The organism is Massilia mucilaginosa (assembly GCF_011682145.1).
In the GTDB taxonomy this organism is placed as follows: domain Bacteria; phylum Pseudomonadota; class Gammaproteobacteria; order Burkholderiales; family Burkholderiaceae_D; genus Telluria_A; species Telluria_A mucilaginosa.
The window spans coordinates 87,944-102,955 of record NZ_WHJH01000002.1; the positions used below are offsets into that span (position 1 = coordinate 87,944).

Consider the following 15,012-nt stretch of genomic DNA (forward strand, 5'->3'; position numbering starts at 1 on the left):
GCGCTACCTCGATCCGCAAACGCTGGTCGAAGGCAGCGGCAACACCATCGTCTTCGAGCGCGACGAGACGCTGAAAAAAGCATGAAGGAACATATCTTCAAGCTGTTCGCGACCAATCATTCGCCCGAGTCGCAGGCTAACTGCCTGTCGGAGTCGATGTGCTGCCTGCCGCTGATCGACGCGCCAGCCGGCCTCGGTTACGAGAACGTGTTCCGCGCGCTGATCGTGCAGTTCATGGACGCATATTCGCTCGATGTGCCCGCGCTGAAAAAATCATGCATCCACTTCGCGCAGCAGAGCGCGCAGCGCAAGGGGACGCGCAAGGTCATTCCGATCGGGGCGCGCTAGCATGCGCGTCGGCGTCAGCGTGGTGAGCGTTTGATGGCGATGACTTCCCCGAGCGAATGGGCGCCCGGTGCGTACAGTGCCATCCCGGCTCCCAGCACGGCCACCGTCACGGCGGTGGCCAGGAATGTCCAGCGGGTGCGGCGGATGGCCGGTTCGATCCAGTGGGCGCGGTCCAGGCCCCGCAGGCGCCGGTACAGGCTGGCCGACAGCAGCCCGTCGACCAGCAGCTCGGCGAACAGCAGCGGCGCCGACGACACCAGCGAAAACATCATGAAAACGGCGGCGCTGCTGGCGGCGCAAATCGCCGCCAGCAGCGCAAGTGGAATGAGCAGGTCTTCCGCGCTGCCGACCGCGTCGAGCGCGCCGTCGCCGACACTGTCGAACAAGCCGTTACCGGACGGCTCGTAATTGCCGCTCGCGCCGCCGCCGTCGAAGCTGCCGCCGTTGCCGCAGTAGGAGTCGCCCGAGCCGCGCCCGGACGGGCTCAGGTCGACAGATGCATCGCCACCCTCGTCGCCGCGCCAGCGCAGCCAGATCCACAGCAGCATCAGGAAGACCGCATACGCAATGGCGATCGATGCCGGGTAGCGCAGCCACATGGCACGCAGTCCGGCCAGCAGCAGCAAAAATGAAGCCAGAAAGCCCGCCGCGCCGGTCAGCGTGACCAGCAGCAGCATCTGCAAGCGCGGATAGCTGTCGCGTTCTAGCTTGCCGCGCAGGCGGGCGATGTCGCGCTCGCGCTGCGGCACGGGGACACGTCTTCTCATGCGCGACATCGGCGGGACTGCGCGTCAGGCTTCAGGCGTGTGGCACACCGCTTCGATATTGTGGCCATCGGGTCCGATGACAAAGGCGCCGTAGTAGTCCGGATGATAGTGTGCGCGGATGCCCGGCGCGCCGTTATCGCTGGCGCCCGCTTCGAGCGCGGCGGCGTGGAACTGGCGCACCTGTTCGCGGCTCTCGGCCGCGAAGGCCACATGCATCTGGCACCGGGCCGGACCGCCCAGCGCCGGTCCGCCCTGGCCGAACCAGAATTCCGGCTTGCCGTTCTTGCCCAGCCCCGCCCAGCCTTTGACTTCGGTGATCAAGGAAATGCCGAGCGGCGCCAGCGCCTTGCCGAAGAAGGCTTTGCTCTCCTCATAGTTACTTACCTTAAAGCCAAGATGGTCGATGATCATGTCCAGGTCCAATAGTGAGTTAACGTGATAAAGGCTGCCATGTATGCGATGGCAACCTTATGCTTTGAATAATATCAGAGGAGCGCTTGGCGATCAGCAACAATCTTGACCGCCATCGTACAGAATGCGCAGGACGCGCGGGAGGGGCTTACTCTTCGCGCACCCAGACCTGGGAGCGGCCGAACATCGGCATGCCGACGTAGCCGCGCACGTTGAGCTTCTTGCCGCCTTCGACGACTTTCAGCTTGCTCTTGTAGACTTTGCCGTTGTCCGGGTCGAGGATCTGGCCGCCGGTGTATTCGTCGCCTTCTTTTTTCAGGCCGCTCATGAAGGTCATGCCGAGGATCGGCTGGTCCTTGTTGACGCCTTCGCACTTGTTGCACTTGGGATTCTGCTCGGTGCCTTCGGGGCGGAACAGTTTTTCCAGTTTGCCCTGGATCTCGCCGTTGTTCTCGCTGATGCGGATCAGCGCCTTCGGCTTGCCGGTCACGTCATCGATGTTCTTCCACAGGCCGACCGGGGACGCTGTTTCCTGCGCCATTGCCGGCGTCATGGCCAGCATGGCGGCGATCAGGGTGGCTGTTGTCAGTGCTTTCATGGTGTCTCCAGTATTGTTGGTTTGTCCAGCGTTGCTAGTGTAGCAAACTGGCTTTGCAGTGACTCCACAACTTTGTATCAGGTTGTGTGAGCTTTACCGGGACGGGAGGAAAAGCGATGCACGCCGACGCCTGCGCCCGGGTGGGGCAGGCGTCAGTGAAATCAGGGCGCCGCGATGATCTTGACGATCTCGACGCGCGTGCCGGGCACCAGCGCGCCCTGGACGGTTTGCTCTTCGGTGCGGATCCAGCCAAAGCCTTTCGCGCGCCATGCCATCGATATCTGGCCTGCAACCGAGCCTGGCGAGGCTATCTTGCACGCGTTTGCGAACGTGCGGCCAGCGAGCGTAATCGTGTCGAAGCCGACGAATGTCAATTCATCGGACAGCGTTGCGACGTCGGTGCTGGTCACCGTGCTCGCTGCACCGGACTTGTCGAATTCCAGGCGCCAGCTGGTGCTCGTGCTGGTGAAGTTGGCCATGGCCGTCTGGCCCGGCACCATCGTCAGCGGGAATGACGCTTCCTTGGAAAACACGTCCTTGCCCTTCTGGACGCCGCTCGTATCGTATTGGCCCACGCCCACCATCCGGTAGGCATTGTTGTCCGTTACGAAGTAGGGGCCGCCACGGCGCGCGCCGTTATCGCGCAGTTCCATGATGCCGTAGGCCATGACACCCTCGAACATCTCTTTGACAACCACATGGGTGTAGGTATTCGACGTTGTGTATTGCGTGCCCGGTGTTACTTGGAAGCAGTCGGCGAAGGAGGCCGAGGCGGACGTCGATGTGGTGGAAACTGGCGCTGGCGCTGGCGCTGGCGCCGGTGCAGGGGAGGGCGCTGGTACCTGCACAGGCACGGGCACAGGAGCGGGCACAGGCACAGGAGCGGGCGTCGGTGCTGGTACAGGAGCAGGGACCGGCATCGGTTCCGGGATGACCACCGGTGCGGGCGCGACGACGACCGGCTCCAGCGTCACCACGGGAGCCGGCGCAGGCGCAGGCGCCGGGACCACGACCACCGGCGCCGCCGGCGCCATGGCCGGTGCGGTCGAATGATCGGACGATCCGCCGCCGCAACCGGTGATCAGGACGCTGGACAGGGCGATGGCATAAGCTGATTGTTTCATGTAATTCCTCTTCAAAAATTCGTCGTGCTCGCGCCAGCCGATGGGTATCCCATACGGCCATGCCGCGCTCTTGCACAAGTTGCTTGTCTGCGTGCCGGCGTCAACCGGTGAATGATGTTGTTATGCGCGCTGGGAACGCCGGATCTGTGCAGGCGCACGGAAACGGGTAACAGGGTGGCTGTCGATGGCAGGCATCGATCAACGGGAACAAATCAGGGACATCGCAGGTGTTAATCGGAGAACCAATAGCGGGACTGGATCCGACTCACCAAAGAACGATAGTATAGAGAAAATTTAAGTTCTTATCGGAAAAATATTGTCAAATGTTAACTGAATAAGACAGTCTCTATTTTCAACTTGACATTTTTTCTGGTACGTACAGCGCGCCTTTTCTTCCTGCTGGAATCAAAAGCGCGCTGTACCGTTGCGACAGCTTACGCTGTCGGCAGCTTGGCCAGCTGCTCGCGCAGCTTCTCGATGGTGGCCGAGAACGCCACCAGGCGCTCTTTTTCCTGCGCAACAACCGCCTCGGGCGCGCGCGCCACGAAGCTTTCGTTACCCAGCTTGCCGTTCACCTTGGCGATTTCGCCTTCGATGCGCGCGATTTCCTTCGACATGCGCTCACGCTCGGCGGCGACATCGATCTCCACCTTCAGCATCAGCTTGGTCGCGCCCACCACCGCCACCGCCGCCGGCGATTCCGGCAAGGTGTCGACGATGTTCACTTCCGACAGCTTGCCCAGGGTCTGCACGTAAGCCGCATAGCTTTCCAGGCGCGCCCGGTCGGCGCTATCTGCCGCTTCGACGATCAGCGGCACGCGCATCGACTCCGGCAGCTTCATTTCGCCGCGCAGGGTACGGGTGCCGTCGGTCAGCGCCTTGAGCTGGACCATCCACTCTTCCGCGCGCTCGTCGATGAGCGCCGGATTGGCTTCCGGGTACGGCTGCACCATGATCGAGTCGCCCGCCGGGTTGAGCGTTTTGCCGGCCAGCGGCGCGACGGTCTGCCACAGCGTTTCGGTCACGAACGGAATGATCGGATGCGCCAGGCGCAGGATCACTTCCAGCACGCGCAGCAAGGTGTTGCGGGTAGCGCGCTGCTGGCCTTCGGTGCCGTGCTGGATCTGGACCTTGGCCATTTCGAGGTACCAGTCGCAGTAGTCGTACCACACGAACTTGTGGATGGCCGAGGCGATGTTATCGAAGCGGTAGTCGTCGAAGCCCTTGGCCACTTCCATCTCGGCGCGCTGCATGGTCGACAAAATCCAGCGGTCGCCCTGCGACAGGTCGGTATCGGCCGGCACGCCGCAATCCTTCTCCTGGGTGTTCATCAGCACGAAGCGGGTGGCGTTCCACAGCTTGTTGTTGAAGTTGCGGTAGCCCTCGGCGCGGCCCAGGTCGAAGTTGATGTTGCGGCCCAGCGAAGCGTAGCTGGCCATGGTGAAGCGCACAGCATCGGTGCCGTAGGCTGCAATCCCCGCCGGGAATTCCTTGCGCGTGGCCTTGGCGATCTTTTCGGCGTCGCGCGGGTTCATCAAGCCGGTGGTGCGCTTTTCGACCAGCGCTTCCACGTCGATACCGTCGATCAGGTCGATCGGGTCGAGCGTATTGCCCTTCGACTTGGACATCTTCTGCCCGCTCGAATCGCGCACCAGGCCATGCACGTACACGGTCTCGAACGGCACCTTGCCGGTGAAGTGCGCGGTCATCATGACCATGCGCGCCACCCAGAAGAAGATGATGTCGAAGCCCGTCACCAGCACCGACGACGGCAGGAAGGTCTTGAGGTCGACCGTCTCTTGCGGCCAGCCCATGGTGGAGAAGGGCACCAGCGCCGACGAGAACCAGGTATCGAGCACGTCGTCGTCGCGGCGCAGCGGCGCCGTCACGCCGGCCGCCAGCGCCTTGGCCTTGGCTTCTTCTTCGGTCTTGGCGACAAAGATATTGCCGGCATCGTCGTACCATGCCGGGATCTGGTGGCCCCACCACAGCTGGCGCGAAATGCACCAGTCCTGGATGTTGTTGAGCCACTGGTTGTAGGTGGTGTTCCAGTTCTCGGGTACGAACTTGATTTCGCCGCTGGCGACTTTGTCGAGCGCCACTTCGGCGATCGATTTACCCGGGAAGAAAGTGCCTTCCGGCGCCGGCTTGGTCATCGCCACGAACCACTGGTCGGTCAGCATCGGCTCGATCACGACACCGGTGCGGTCGCCGCGCGGCACCATCAGCTTGTGCGGCTTGACTTCCTGCAGCAGGCCTTGCGCATCGAGGTCGGCCACGATTTTTTTGCGCGCGACAAAGCGGTCCAGGCCACGGTAGGCTTGCGGTGCTTCCTCGTTCATTTTGGCGTCGAGCGTCATCACGCAGATCATCGGCAGCTTGTGGCGCTGGCCGACGGCGTAGTCGTTCAGGTCGTGCGCAGGGGTGATCTTCACGCAGCCGGTGCCGAAGGCCTTGTCGACGTATTCGTCGGCGATGATCGGGATTTCGCGCTCGGTCAGCGGCAGCTTGAGCATCTTGCCGACCATCGCTTCGTAACGCTCGTCGGTCGGATCGACCGCCACGGCGACGTCGCCGAGCAGCGTTTCAGGACGCGTGGTGGCCACCGTCAGATGGCCGCTGCCGTCCACGAACGGATAGCGGATGTACCACATCGAGCCGTCTTCTTCTTCCGACACCACTTCCAGGTCGGATACGGCCGTGCCCAGCTTGGGGTCCCAGTTCACCAGGCGCTTGCCGCGGTAGATCAGGCCCTGCTCGAACAGGCGCACGAACACGTCGGTCACGACTTTCGAGCGCGGTTCGTCCATGGTGAAGTATTCGCGCGCCCAGTCGGGCGAGGTGCCCATGCGGCGCATCTGGCCGGTGATGATGTTGCCCGACTTTTCTTTCCATTCCCAGACTTTGGCGACGAACTTCTCGCGGCCCAGGTCGTGGCGCGAGACTTTCTGCGCGTCGAGCTGGCGCTCCACCACGATCTGGGTGGCGATGCCGGCATGGTCGGTGCCCGGAACCCAGGCGGTGTTAAAGCCGCGCATGCGGTAGTAGCGGGTCAGGCCATCCATGATGGTCTGGTTGAACGCATGGCCCATGTGCAGGGTGCCGGTGACGTTCGGCGGCGGCAGCTGGATGCAAAACGACGGCTTGTCGGCGTCGGTGGTCGCGGCGAAGTAGCCGCGTTTTTCCCACTCCGCGCGCCAGTAGCGTTCAATATCGGCGGGCTCGAAAGATTTGTCTAATTCCATGGTTTGTCGTGTATTTTTGCGAAAACGTTCATTATAGAGGAGGACGGGGCGCAGCCGGGATGGGCAGCTATTGGGCGGCGGCGCGCTGGCGCAGCGCTTCCAGTGTCTTGGGCATGCTTCCGCGGCTCATGCTGTCGACGATCCAGCCCAATCCCACCGGCACCGGCCCCGGATCGGTGTAGACCATGTACTTGACCACGGTCTTGTTCTTGTCAGGCGCGTGCGGCGCCAGCAGCCAGTAGCCGGTGGTGTCGGCAATCGCTTCCTCTTCCTTCACGCCCGGCCAGGGCAGCATTTTCCAGCTCAGCTGGCACTGCGCGGCCGACACCTTCGGCTCCATGCGCAGGCGGTATTTTTTCACCTTCCCGAGCGGCAGCTTGAGCGTCATGTCGACCTGCGCCGCGTCGTCCTTGCGCACCACCGCCACCTTGTCCACGTTCGGCATGAACGACGGGTAGGCGGCGTAATCCTGGATCATCGCGCACAGTTTGGGCACCGGGGCGTTGATGATGGTGGCGGCCATGAAGGCCTTGCCGGGCTGTCCGGCCTTGCTGACGTCGGCCAGGGCGACGCCGGTTTCGGTGAGTTTGGCGGTGTCGATGCCGGTGTCGGCCAACGCGCCGGCGCAGGTGCTGAACAGGGTTGCGGCGAATAAGTGTTTGGTCATCGTGCTTTTTTCAATGTCATCAATTGGAGGGCGTGCGGAGCGGCGTGCCCAGTACATGGCCGAGCACCTCGCCGGCGGCATGCGCGCGGCCCAGGGTACGTGCGCGCGCGCTCATGGCCGCCAGTTGGCCGGGATGCGCCAGCAGGTGCGCGATGCGGTATTCCAGGGTCGGGCCGTCGACCGCCTTGAGCGCGACGCCCTGTTCGAGCAGGTAATCGGCGTTGCGCTCTTCCTGCCCCGGAATCGGCGAATTGACGATCATCGGCAGGCCCATGGCCAGGCATTCCGAACTTGTCAGCCCGCCCGGCTTGGTGATGACCAGGTCCGCGCACGCCATCAGGCGTTCCACCTTGTCGGTAAATCCCTGCGCCAGCAAGCGTCCCGGAAAGCGCGCTTCCAAAAGCTTGAGCGCGGCCAGCGCCTTGGCGTTCTTGCCGGCCAAAACGATCAGCTGGAAGCTGCCCTCCAGGGCCAGCAGGCGTTCGGCCACCGTCTCCAGGCTGCCCAGGCCGGCACCGCCGCCCATCAGCAGGAAGGTGGTGCTTGTCGGATCGAGTCCGAACTCGCGCGCGCAGGCGGCGCGTTCTAACGTCTGGCCGAAGGCCGGCATGATCGGAATGCCGGTCACGTGGATGCGTTCGGGCGCAATGCCGCAGCGCCGCATGCGGTAGGCGACTTCTTCGTTGCCGGCGAAGTAGCCGGCCATGTTCTCGTGCACCCACATGCGGTGCAGGTCGAAGTCGGTCACCTGCACCCACACCGGGGTGGTGAAGCCGCGCTTGCGGATCGCGCGCGCCAGGATTTCGGCCGGCAGGAAGTGGGTGCAGACGATGGCGTCCGGCTGCGCCTCGTCGATGGCGCTCATCAGCGCGCGCGTATTGAGGCGTTCGAGGCCGCGCCGCAGCTGCTGCATGGTGCTGTCCGGGCGGGCGTCGTTGCTGGCCTGGTACAGGTAGCCCCACAGCGCCGGCGCCTTGTTCACCAGCTTGAGGTAAAACTCGGTGTACATCTTGCGAAAGGCGGAAGGGACGTAGTCCATCACGTCCAGGTGGGTCGCTTCGACGTCGCCCGGCGCCGCGTTGGCGGCGGCGCGAATCGCCTCGGCCGCGCGCATATGGCCGGCGCCGGCGGAAACGCTTAACAGCAAAATCTTTTTGGTCATACGTGCCTGAGATGGGAAGGGGCGCGGCGCGCCCCGGATAAACAAGCGGGGGCCTCGAAAAACCGTAGCGAGCGGTGTCAGTTTCGTACGAGAAGCGCAACCGTACGAAGGTACGGTGAGCATCGCAGTGCGAAAATGACGCCGCGCAGTAGGTTTTTCGAGGTCCCCAAAAGTTTATCAGCGTACCATCTCTGCACGGTCCTGCGTCAGATCAGCTTCCGCAACCCAGTAACTTGATGCGGTCGTAGGCGGCTTTTGCCTGCACCAGGCCAAAACCGAACTTGGTGTCGCGTCCCGCCGTGCCCAGGTCGAGCGCGCTCCTGCCGAGCGAGTTGCGGATTTGCGTTCCGCTGCAGGTCGGGAAGTAGCTCCACACCAGCGCCGCCACCGCCGACACGTGCGGCGTCGCCATCGAGGTGCCGTCGAAGTAGGCGTAGCTGGCCGGCGTGACCGCCACCGTGGCGCTCTGGCCCAACTGTGTTTTCAGCTGCGCGCCCTGGGTGCTTGATGCCGATACCGACGGAATCAAGGTGGCCGTGCCGACCGTGCCGCTAAACGCACCGGCGACATTGTTGTACACCACCGCGCCCACGCCGCCGCTGTTCTGGCAGTTGGCAACCTTGGTGGCGAAATCGATGCTGCCGCGCGCGATCAGGCACACCTTGCCCGAGACGGCGGCATTGGTCTTGTCGCCCAGGCCGAAGTCGGCCAGCGGCGCGGTGGCAGTCCTGACCGGGGAACCGTCCATGGAGCCCGGCGCGTACACGGTGGCGCCCACCGTCAGGGCCGGCGTCCTGCCGCTGTTCATCGGCACGGTCGAGAGCACGCCCACGCCGGGAGCGGCGATTTCGACCTTGCTGTTGTACTGCGAGAAGCTGGCCCAGGCCTTGTTCTCGTCCAGCGCGCCGACCATCATCACGCTGGCGTAGCCGGCCGGGTACGACACCACCGTGTTGCCATCGTTGCCGGCGGCGGCGATGCTCAAGACACCTTTGGCGGCCAGCGCGTCGAAAGCGCGCTGCTCGGTCTTGCTGGCGCGCGCGCCGCCGAGCGACATGCTGATCACGTTCGCGCCGGCGCCGCCGCACTTGTTGGCGGCCGTCGCCAGGGTCGAGGAATAGGCCCAGCCAGCGGCGCCGAACACCTTCACGATGTGCAGTTTCAAGAGGCGGTTGGCGGTCACGCCGACCACGCCGGTGCCGCTGTTGTTGATCGCCGCAATGGTGCCCGCGACGTGCGTGCCGTGGTGGTTTTCGTCGGTGTACCAGTTGCCGGTACCGGCGTCGTACTCGCCGGCGACGCTGTTGGCGCCCAGGTCTTCATGCGCGCGCTCGTAGCCGGAATCGATGATGCACACCTTGCGGTTGGCGGCATTCGCATCCGGCAGCAGGTCGGCCTGCACCATCTTGATCCCGTACGGGACCAGCTGGCCGGTGGCGTACGGCGTGCCGGTCGACGCCGAGGTCAGGGCGAAGGCCTTGCGCACCACGTCTTCCTCGATGTATTCCACGTTCGGATTGCGCAGCAAACCTTGCAGGGCCTGGGCCGGCACCTCGATCGCCATCGCATTCATGCCGTGGATCTCGTGCTTGACCGCGCCGTGCGCGCCGGATACCGCCGCCTTGACGATGGCCGCCTTGCCGGGTTTGAAGGCCACGATCACGCGCGTGGTATCCGCCGCCGCCGAGGCATGCGTGACGACGCCGATGGCAACAGCGGCCAATAACAGTTTGACCGCGCTGGCGATTGGGGACATTTCAGGCTCGGTGTGCATCATGGCAGTTCTCCGGAAGGATCGTTTCAAGGTTGCCGCAGGCATTGCAGAACGACTCGCCCTGCGGACCAGAAATCCAGTGTATTGGGGAACGACTGGAGGAATCAACCGAGATACTTGTACTCTTGAGATAAACGTTGTTTTCTCTGGGAAACTACAATTTTCGCCGTGCGCTCACTGCGGCATGTGAGAATTGGTGATATTGTTTTGCGCTTCCCATTGCAACAGTCTGGCCGCAACGGCAATCATGGCAGGCAAGCCACGCCCTGGCGTGCCGAAAAAGCCATGTTGTCGGGCCTATCAGGGGGTATAATTGCGCTCGCTGCCGCAAGGCGGCACACGCTAGGGGTCCTGCAAATCGCATATGCGAGGCGCGGGTGAGAAACACCCTCTGAACCTGATCTGGATAATGCCAGCGAAGGGAAGCCAGGCAGTTCCATGGGTGCGCCGTCACGGCCGCAATCCCGGACTCCGACTCCTTTGCTGGCTCCTGCACGCAATGGAGCCACATGAACGCACCGCTGAAAGCCCCCCTCAAATTCGATTCCGCCACCGCTACGGTGGATGAAGCGGCGATCGCGCCTTTTCCCAATTCGCGTAAAGTCTATGCCCAGGGCAGCCGCGCCGACCTGCGCGTGCCGATGCGCGCCGTCAGCCAGTCCGACACCGCCGCCTCCTTCGGCGCCGAACCGAATCCGCCCGTGTATATATATGACACCTCCGGCCCGTACACCGATCCGGAAGCGACCATCGACATCCGCTCGGGCCTGGGCACGCCGCGCCTGCCGTGGATCCTGGAACGCGGCGACACTGAACAACTGGCCGGCCCCAGCTCCGCCTACGGCCAGGCGCGCCTGGACGATCCGGCCCTGGCCGCGCTGCGCTTCCAGCTGCAGCGCACCCCGCGCCGCGCGCTCGAAGGCGCCAACGTGACGCAGATGCACTACGCGCGGCGCGGCATCATCACGCCCGAAATGGAATACGTGGCGATCCGCGAAAACTTGCGCCGCCAGGAATACCTGCAAGAGCTTGAAGCGTCCGGCCCGATGGGCAAGCGCAGCGCGCAGCTGCTGGGACGCCAGCATCCGGGCCAGTCGTTCGGCGCGTCCATCCCCGACACCATCACCGCCGAATTCGTGCGCGAAGAAATCGCCCGCGGCCGCGCCATCATCCCGGCCAACATCAACCACCCGGAAGTCGAGCCGATGATCATCGGCCGCAATTTCCTGGTCAAGATCAACGCCAACATCGGCAATTCGGCCGTGACCTCGTCGATCGGCGAGGAAGTCGAAAAAATGACCTGGGCGATCCGCTGGGGCGCCGACAACGTCATGGATCTGTCGACCGGCAAGCACATTCACGAAACGCGCGAATGGATCATCCGTAACAGCCCGGTCCCGATCGGCACCGTGCCGATTTACCAGGCGCTGGAAAAGGTCAACGGCAAGGCCGAAGACCTGACCTGGGAGATCTTCCGCGACACCCTGATCGAACAGGCCGAGCAAGGCGTCGACTACTTCACCATCCACGCCGGCGTGCTGCTGCGCTACGTGCCGATGACCGCCTCGCGCCTGACCGGCATCGTCTCGCGCGGCGGCTCGATCATGGCCAAGTGGTGCCTCGCGCATCACAAGGAATCGTTCCTGTACACCCACTTCGAAGACATCTGCGCCATCATGAAAGCCTACGACGTCTCGTTCAGCCTCGGCGACGGCCTGCGTCCGGGCTCGATCTACGACGCCAACGACGAAGCGCAACTGGCCGAACTGAAAACCCTGGGCGAGCTGACCCAGGTCGCCTGGAAGCACGACGTGCAGGTCATGATCGAAGGCCCGGGCCACGTGCCGATGCAGCTGATCAAAGAGAACATGGACCTGCAGCTGGACCAGTGCGGCGAAGCGCCGTTCTATACCCTGGGACCGCTGACGACCGATATCGCCCCCGGCTACGACCACATCACCTCCGGCATCGGCGCGGCCATGATCGGCTGGTACGGCACCGCCATGCTGTGCTACGTCACCCCGAAAGAGCATCTGGGCCTGCCGAACAAGGACGACGTCAAGGACGGCATCATCACCTACAAGATCGCGGCCCACGCGGCCGACCTGGCCAAGGGCCATCCGGGTGCGCAGATCCGCGACAACGCGCTGTCGAAAGCGCGCTTCGAATTCCGCTGGGACGACCAGTTCAACCTGGGCCTGGACCCGGACAAGGCGCGCGAATTCCACGACGAGACCTTACCGAAGGATTCGGCCAAGGTGGCGCATTTCTGCTCGATGTGCGGTCCGCACTTTTGCTCGATGAAGATCACCCAGGAAGTTCGCGACTACGCCGCCACCATGAACGTGAGCGAGCAAAGCGCGCTGCGCCAGGGGATGGAAGTGAAAGCCATCGAATTCGTGCGCCAGGGCGGTGAGCTCTATAAAAAGGTGTGACCGTGATCGAGATCGAGATCGAAGTCAACGGCGAGGCGCGGCGCGTGGCGCCGGGCGCCTCCCTGCTCGACCTGGTCGAGGAACTTGGCCTGCCGCCCGGGCAGGCCATGGCGCTGGCGGTCAACCGCCAGGTGGTGCCGCGCCAGCAATGGCCGCAACGCGCCGTGCTGGCGCAAGACAAAATCGAGATCGTGCGCGCCATCGGCGGCGGCTGACAAAAGGAATCCACAATGAACATGAACGAGAACAAGCAGGACCTGCTGACCATCGCAGGCAAGACCTACAATTCGCGCCTGCTGGTCGGCAGCGGCAAGTACCGCGACCTGGCGCAAACCCGCGAGGCGACCGATGCCGCGCAGGCCGAAATCATTACCGTGGCGATCCGCCGCGTGAACATCGGCCAGGACCGCAACGCGCCCAATCTGCTGGACGTGCTGCCGCCCGACCAGTACACCATCCTGCCCAACACGGCCGGCTGCTACAACGCCAGGGATGCGGTCTACACCTTGCAGATGGCGCGCGAGCTGCTGGGCGGGCGCAATCTGGTCAAGCTCGAAGTGCTGGGCGACGAAAAAACCCTGTTCCCGCACATGCCCGAAACCCTGGTCGCGGCCGAAGCGCTGGTCAAGGACGGCTTCGACGTCATGGTCTACTGCAGCGACGATCCGATCCAGGCGCGCCTGCTCGAAGAAATCGGCTGCGTGGCGGTGATGCCGCTCGCGTCCCTGATCGGCTCGGGCATGGGCATCCTCAACCCCTGGAACCTGCAGCTGATCATCGAGCAGGCCAAGGTGCCGGTGCTGGTCGACGCCGGCGTGGGCACCGCGTCGGACGCGGCGATTGCCATGGAACTCGGTTGCGACGGCGTGTTGATGAACAGCGCCATTGCCGGCGCGCGCGATCCGGTGCGCATGGCCGGCGCCATGCGCCTGGCGGTGCGGGCCGGGCGTGAAGCCTTTTTGGCCGGGCGCATGCCCAAGCGCTTCGCCGCCGTGCCGTCGTCGCCCGTGACCGGCAAAGTCGCGTGACAGGGGCAAGCGCATCCATGCCGCTGGTGCTGGTGTTCGCCGGTCTCGATCCGTCGGGCGGCGCCGGCATCGCGGCCGACCTGAGCGCGATCGCGGCGCAGGGTGCGCACGCGCTGCCAGTGGTCACCGCGCTGACGGTGCAGGACCATAACCGGGTGTACGAGGTCGTACCGGTCGACCCCGGCCTGCTGGCGCGCCAGGCGCAGGCGCTGATCGACAGCGTGCAGATTGGCGCCGTCAAACTCGGCATCCCCGGCAACCGCGCCAACGCCGAAGCGATCGCCGCGCTGGTCAATCAGCTGCGCCGGCGCGATCCCGCCTTGCAGGTGGTGCTCGACCCGGTGCTGGCCAGCGGCCATGGCGATCTGCTTTCGCGCGGCGACGCGCTGGCGGCCCTTGCGCCTTTGCTGGCCGTGGCCACCCTGGTGGTGCCGAACCTGCGCGAAGCGGCCGCCCTCGGCCCGCTCGCGTGCCCGCACGTGCTGGTCACCGGCGGCCATGGCGACGGGCCGGAGGTGGTCAACCGCTGGCGCGCTGGGGATCACCAACAGGAGTGGCGCTGGCCGCGCCTGCCCGGCGAGTTCCACGGCAGCGGCTGCACCCTGGCCGCGGCGATTGCCGCCCGTCTCGCGCTGGGCGAATCGATGCAGGACGCCCTCGAACGCGGCCAGTCCTATACCCATCAAAGCCTGGCCCAATCGTTCCCGATCGGCGCCGGGCAGCGCATTCCACAGCGCTTACCTTCCTTACTATGACACTGAAAGCGACACTCCCCATGCGCGGACTTTACCTGGTCACCCCCAACTGGGACGATACCGAAAGACTGCTCGACTGCACCCGCGCCGCCCTCGATGGCGGGGTGGCGCTGGTCCAGTACCGCCACAAGGACGCCAGCCCGGATCTGCGCCGGCGCCAGGGCGCGGCGCTGCTGGCCCTGTGCCGCCGCTACGGCCGGCCGCTGGTGATCAACGACCATCTTGAGCTGTGCCTGACGCTCGGCGCCGACGGCGTGCACGTGGGCGGCACGGACGCCAGCGTGGCGAAGGTGCGCGCCGTGCTGGGGCCGAACAAGATCGTCGGCGCCTCCTGCTACGGCGACCTGGCCCTGGCGCGCGCGGCCGAACGCGATGGCGCCACCTACGCCGCCTTCGGCGGCTTCTATCCGTCCCCGGTCAAGCGCTACAGCTTCACCACCGAGCCCGATATCTTGCTGGAGGCGCGCAGCCAGCTCGCGCTGCCGCTGGTGGTCATCGGCGGCATGACGCCCGAGAACGCGGCGCCGCTGGTCGATCGCGGCGCCGACATGGTCGCGGCGATCACCTCGGTGTATGCCAGCCTTGATCCCACGGCCAGCGCGCGCGCGTTCGATGCCTTGTTCGGCGCGCAGCGGAAAGCGTGCGCGAACGTGACCGGGGCCGTATAATCTTTTTACACTTCTTCCCAGCGTAAAAGG

At 64.4% G+C, this 15,012-nt stretch carries 14 protein-coding genes and 1 riboswitch; of the genes, 6 read left to right on the forward strand and 8 right to left on the reverse strand.

Going from position 1 to position 15,012, the window contains the following annotated elements; genetic code table 11:
* Window positions 1–81 precede the first annotated feature (81 nt).
* Window positions 82–348, forward strand: coding sequence for a hypothetical protein (locus F2P45_RS02840; RefSeq protein ID WP_187367131.1), 267 nt, complete (start codon window positions 82–84; stop codon window positions 346–348).
* 14 nt (window positions 349–362) lie between these two features.
* Here the strand turns inward: F2P45_RS02840 and F2P45_RS02845 are convergent, their stop codons facing one another.
* From F2P45_RS02845 to F2P45_RS36960, 8 genes are all read right to left on the reverse strand, one after another.
* Window positions 363–1,115, reverse strand: a complete 753-nt coding sequence (locus tag F2P45_RS02845; protein WP_166870352.1) for a hypothetical protein — start codon at window positions 1,113–1,115, stop codon at window positions 363–365.
* A gap of 24 nt (window positions 1,116–1,139) precedes the next feature.
* Entirely contained in the window at window positions 1,140–1,523 is a 384-nt protein-coding gene (locus F2P45_RS02850; RefSeq protein WP_166870689.1) for a VOC family protein, read from the reverse strand.
* A gap of 151 nt (window positions 1,524–1,674) precedes the next feature.
* The gene (locus tag F2P45_RS02855; RefSeq protein WP_166870354.1) at window positions 1,675–2,124 is read right to left on the reverse strand and encodes a DUF2147 domain-containing protein; all 450 of its coding nucleotides are present in this window, start codon (window positions 2,122–2,124) and stop codon (window positions 1,675–1,677) included.
* A 161-nt stretch (window positions 2,125–2,285) separates the two neighbouring features.
* Entirely contained in the window at window positions 2,286–3,248 is a 963-nt protein-coding gene (locus tag F2P45_RS35415) for a hypothetical protein (RefSeq protein ID WP_187367132.1), read from the reverse strand.
* Window positions 3,249–3,682: 434 nt separating this feature from the next.
* Window positions 3,683–6,493 (reverse strand): valine--tRNA ligase, encoded by a 2,811-nt coding sequence (locus F2P45_RS02865; protein ID WP_166870356.1) that lies wholly within the window; start codon window positions 6,491–6,493, stop codon window positions 3,683–3,685.
* A 67-nt stretch (window positions 6,494–6,560) separates the two neighbouring features.
* Window positions 6,561–7,160, reverse strand: a complete 600-nt coding sequence (locus tag F2P45_RS02870; protein WP_166870358.1) for an SRPBCC family protein — start codon at window positions 7,158–7,160, stop codon at window positions 6,561–6,563.
* Between the two features lie 19 nt (window positions 7,161–7,179).
* The gene (locus F2P45_RS02875; RefSeq protein ID WP_229504897.1) at window positions 7,180–8,322 is read right to left on the reverse strand and encodes an MGDG synthase family glycosyltransferase; all 1,143 of its coding nucleotides are present in this window, start codon (window positions 8,320–8,322) and stop codon (window positions 7,180–7,182) included.
* A 211-nt stretch (window positions 8,323–8,533) separates the two neighbouring features.
* On the reverse strand, window positions 8,534–10,078 hold the full coding sequence (locus F2P45_RS36960; RefSeq protein WP_308613277.1) for a S8 family serine peptidase: 1,545 nt from the start codon (window positions 10,076–10,078) through the stop codon (window positions 8,534–8,536).
* 352 nt (window positions 10,079–10,430) lie between these two features.
* Window positions 10,431–10,537: riboswitch (TPP riboswitch) on the forward strand.
* An 80-nt stretch (window positions 10,538–10,617) separates the two neighbouring features.
* Here F2P45_RS36960 and thiC point away from each other — a divergent pair.
* From thiC to thiE, 5 genes are read left to right on the forward strand one after another with little or no spacing between them, the layout of a single operon-like run.
* On the forward strand, window positions 10,618–12,531 hold the full coding sequence (gene thiC, locus F2P45_RS02885) for a phosphomethylpyrimidine synthase ThiC (protein ID WP_166870693.1): 1,914 nt from the start codon (window positions 10,618–10,620) through the stop codon (window positions 12,529–12,531).
* A gap of 2 nt (window positions 12,532–12,533) precedes the next feature.
* Entirely contained in the window at window positions 12,534–12,746 is a 213-nt protein-coding gene (gene thiS / locus F2P45_RS02890) for a sulfur carrier protein ThiS (RefSeq protein WP_370663203.1), read from the forward strand.
* A gap of 21 nt (window positions 12,747–12,767) precedes the next feature.
* The gene (locus F2P45_RS02895) at window positions 12,768–13,559 is read left to right on the forward strand and encodes a thiazole synthase (protein ID WP_166870697.1); all 792 of its coding nucleotides are present in this window, start codon (window positions 12,768–12,770) and stop codon (window positions 13,557–13,559) included.
* Window positions 13,560–13,576: 17 nt separating this feature from the next.
* Window positions 13,577–14,314 (forward strand): bifunctional hydroxymethylpyrimidine kinase/phosphomethylpyrimidine kinase, encoded by a 738-nt coding sequence (gene thiD / locus F2P45_RS02900; protein WP_166870699.1) that lies wholly within the window; start codon window positions 13,577–13,579, stop codon window positions 14,312–14,314.
* A 20-nt stretch (window positions 14,315–14,334) separates the two neighbouring features.
* Window positions 14,335–14,982: a thiamine phosphate synthase gene (gene thiE, locus F2P45_RS02905; RefSeq protein WP_166870362.1), complete on the forward strand. Its 648-nt coding sequence runs from the start codon at window positions 14,335–14,337 to the stop codon at window positions 14,980–14,982.
* Window positions 14,983–15,012 lie beyond the last annotated feature (30 nt).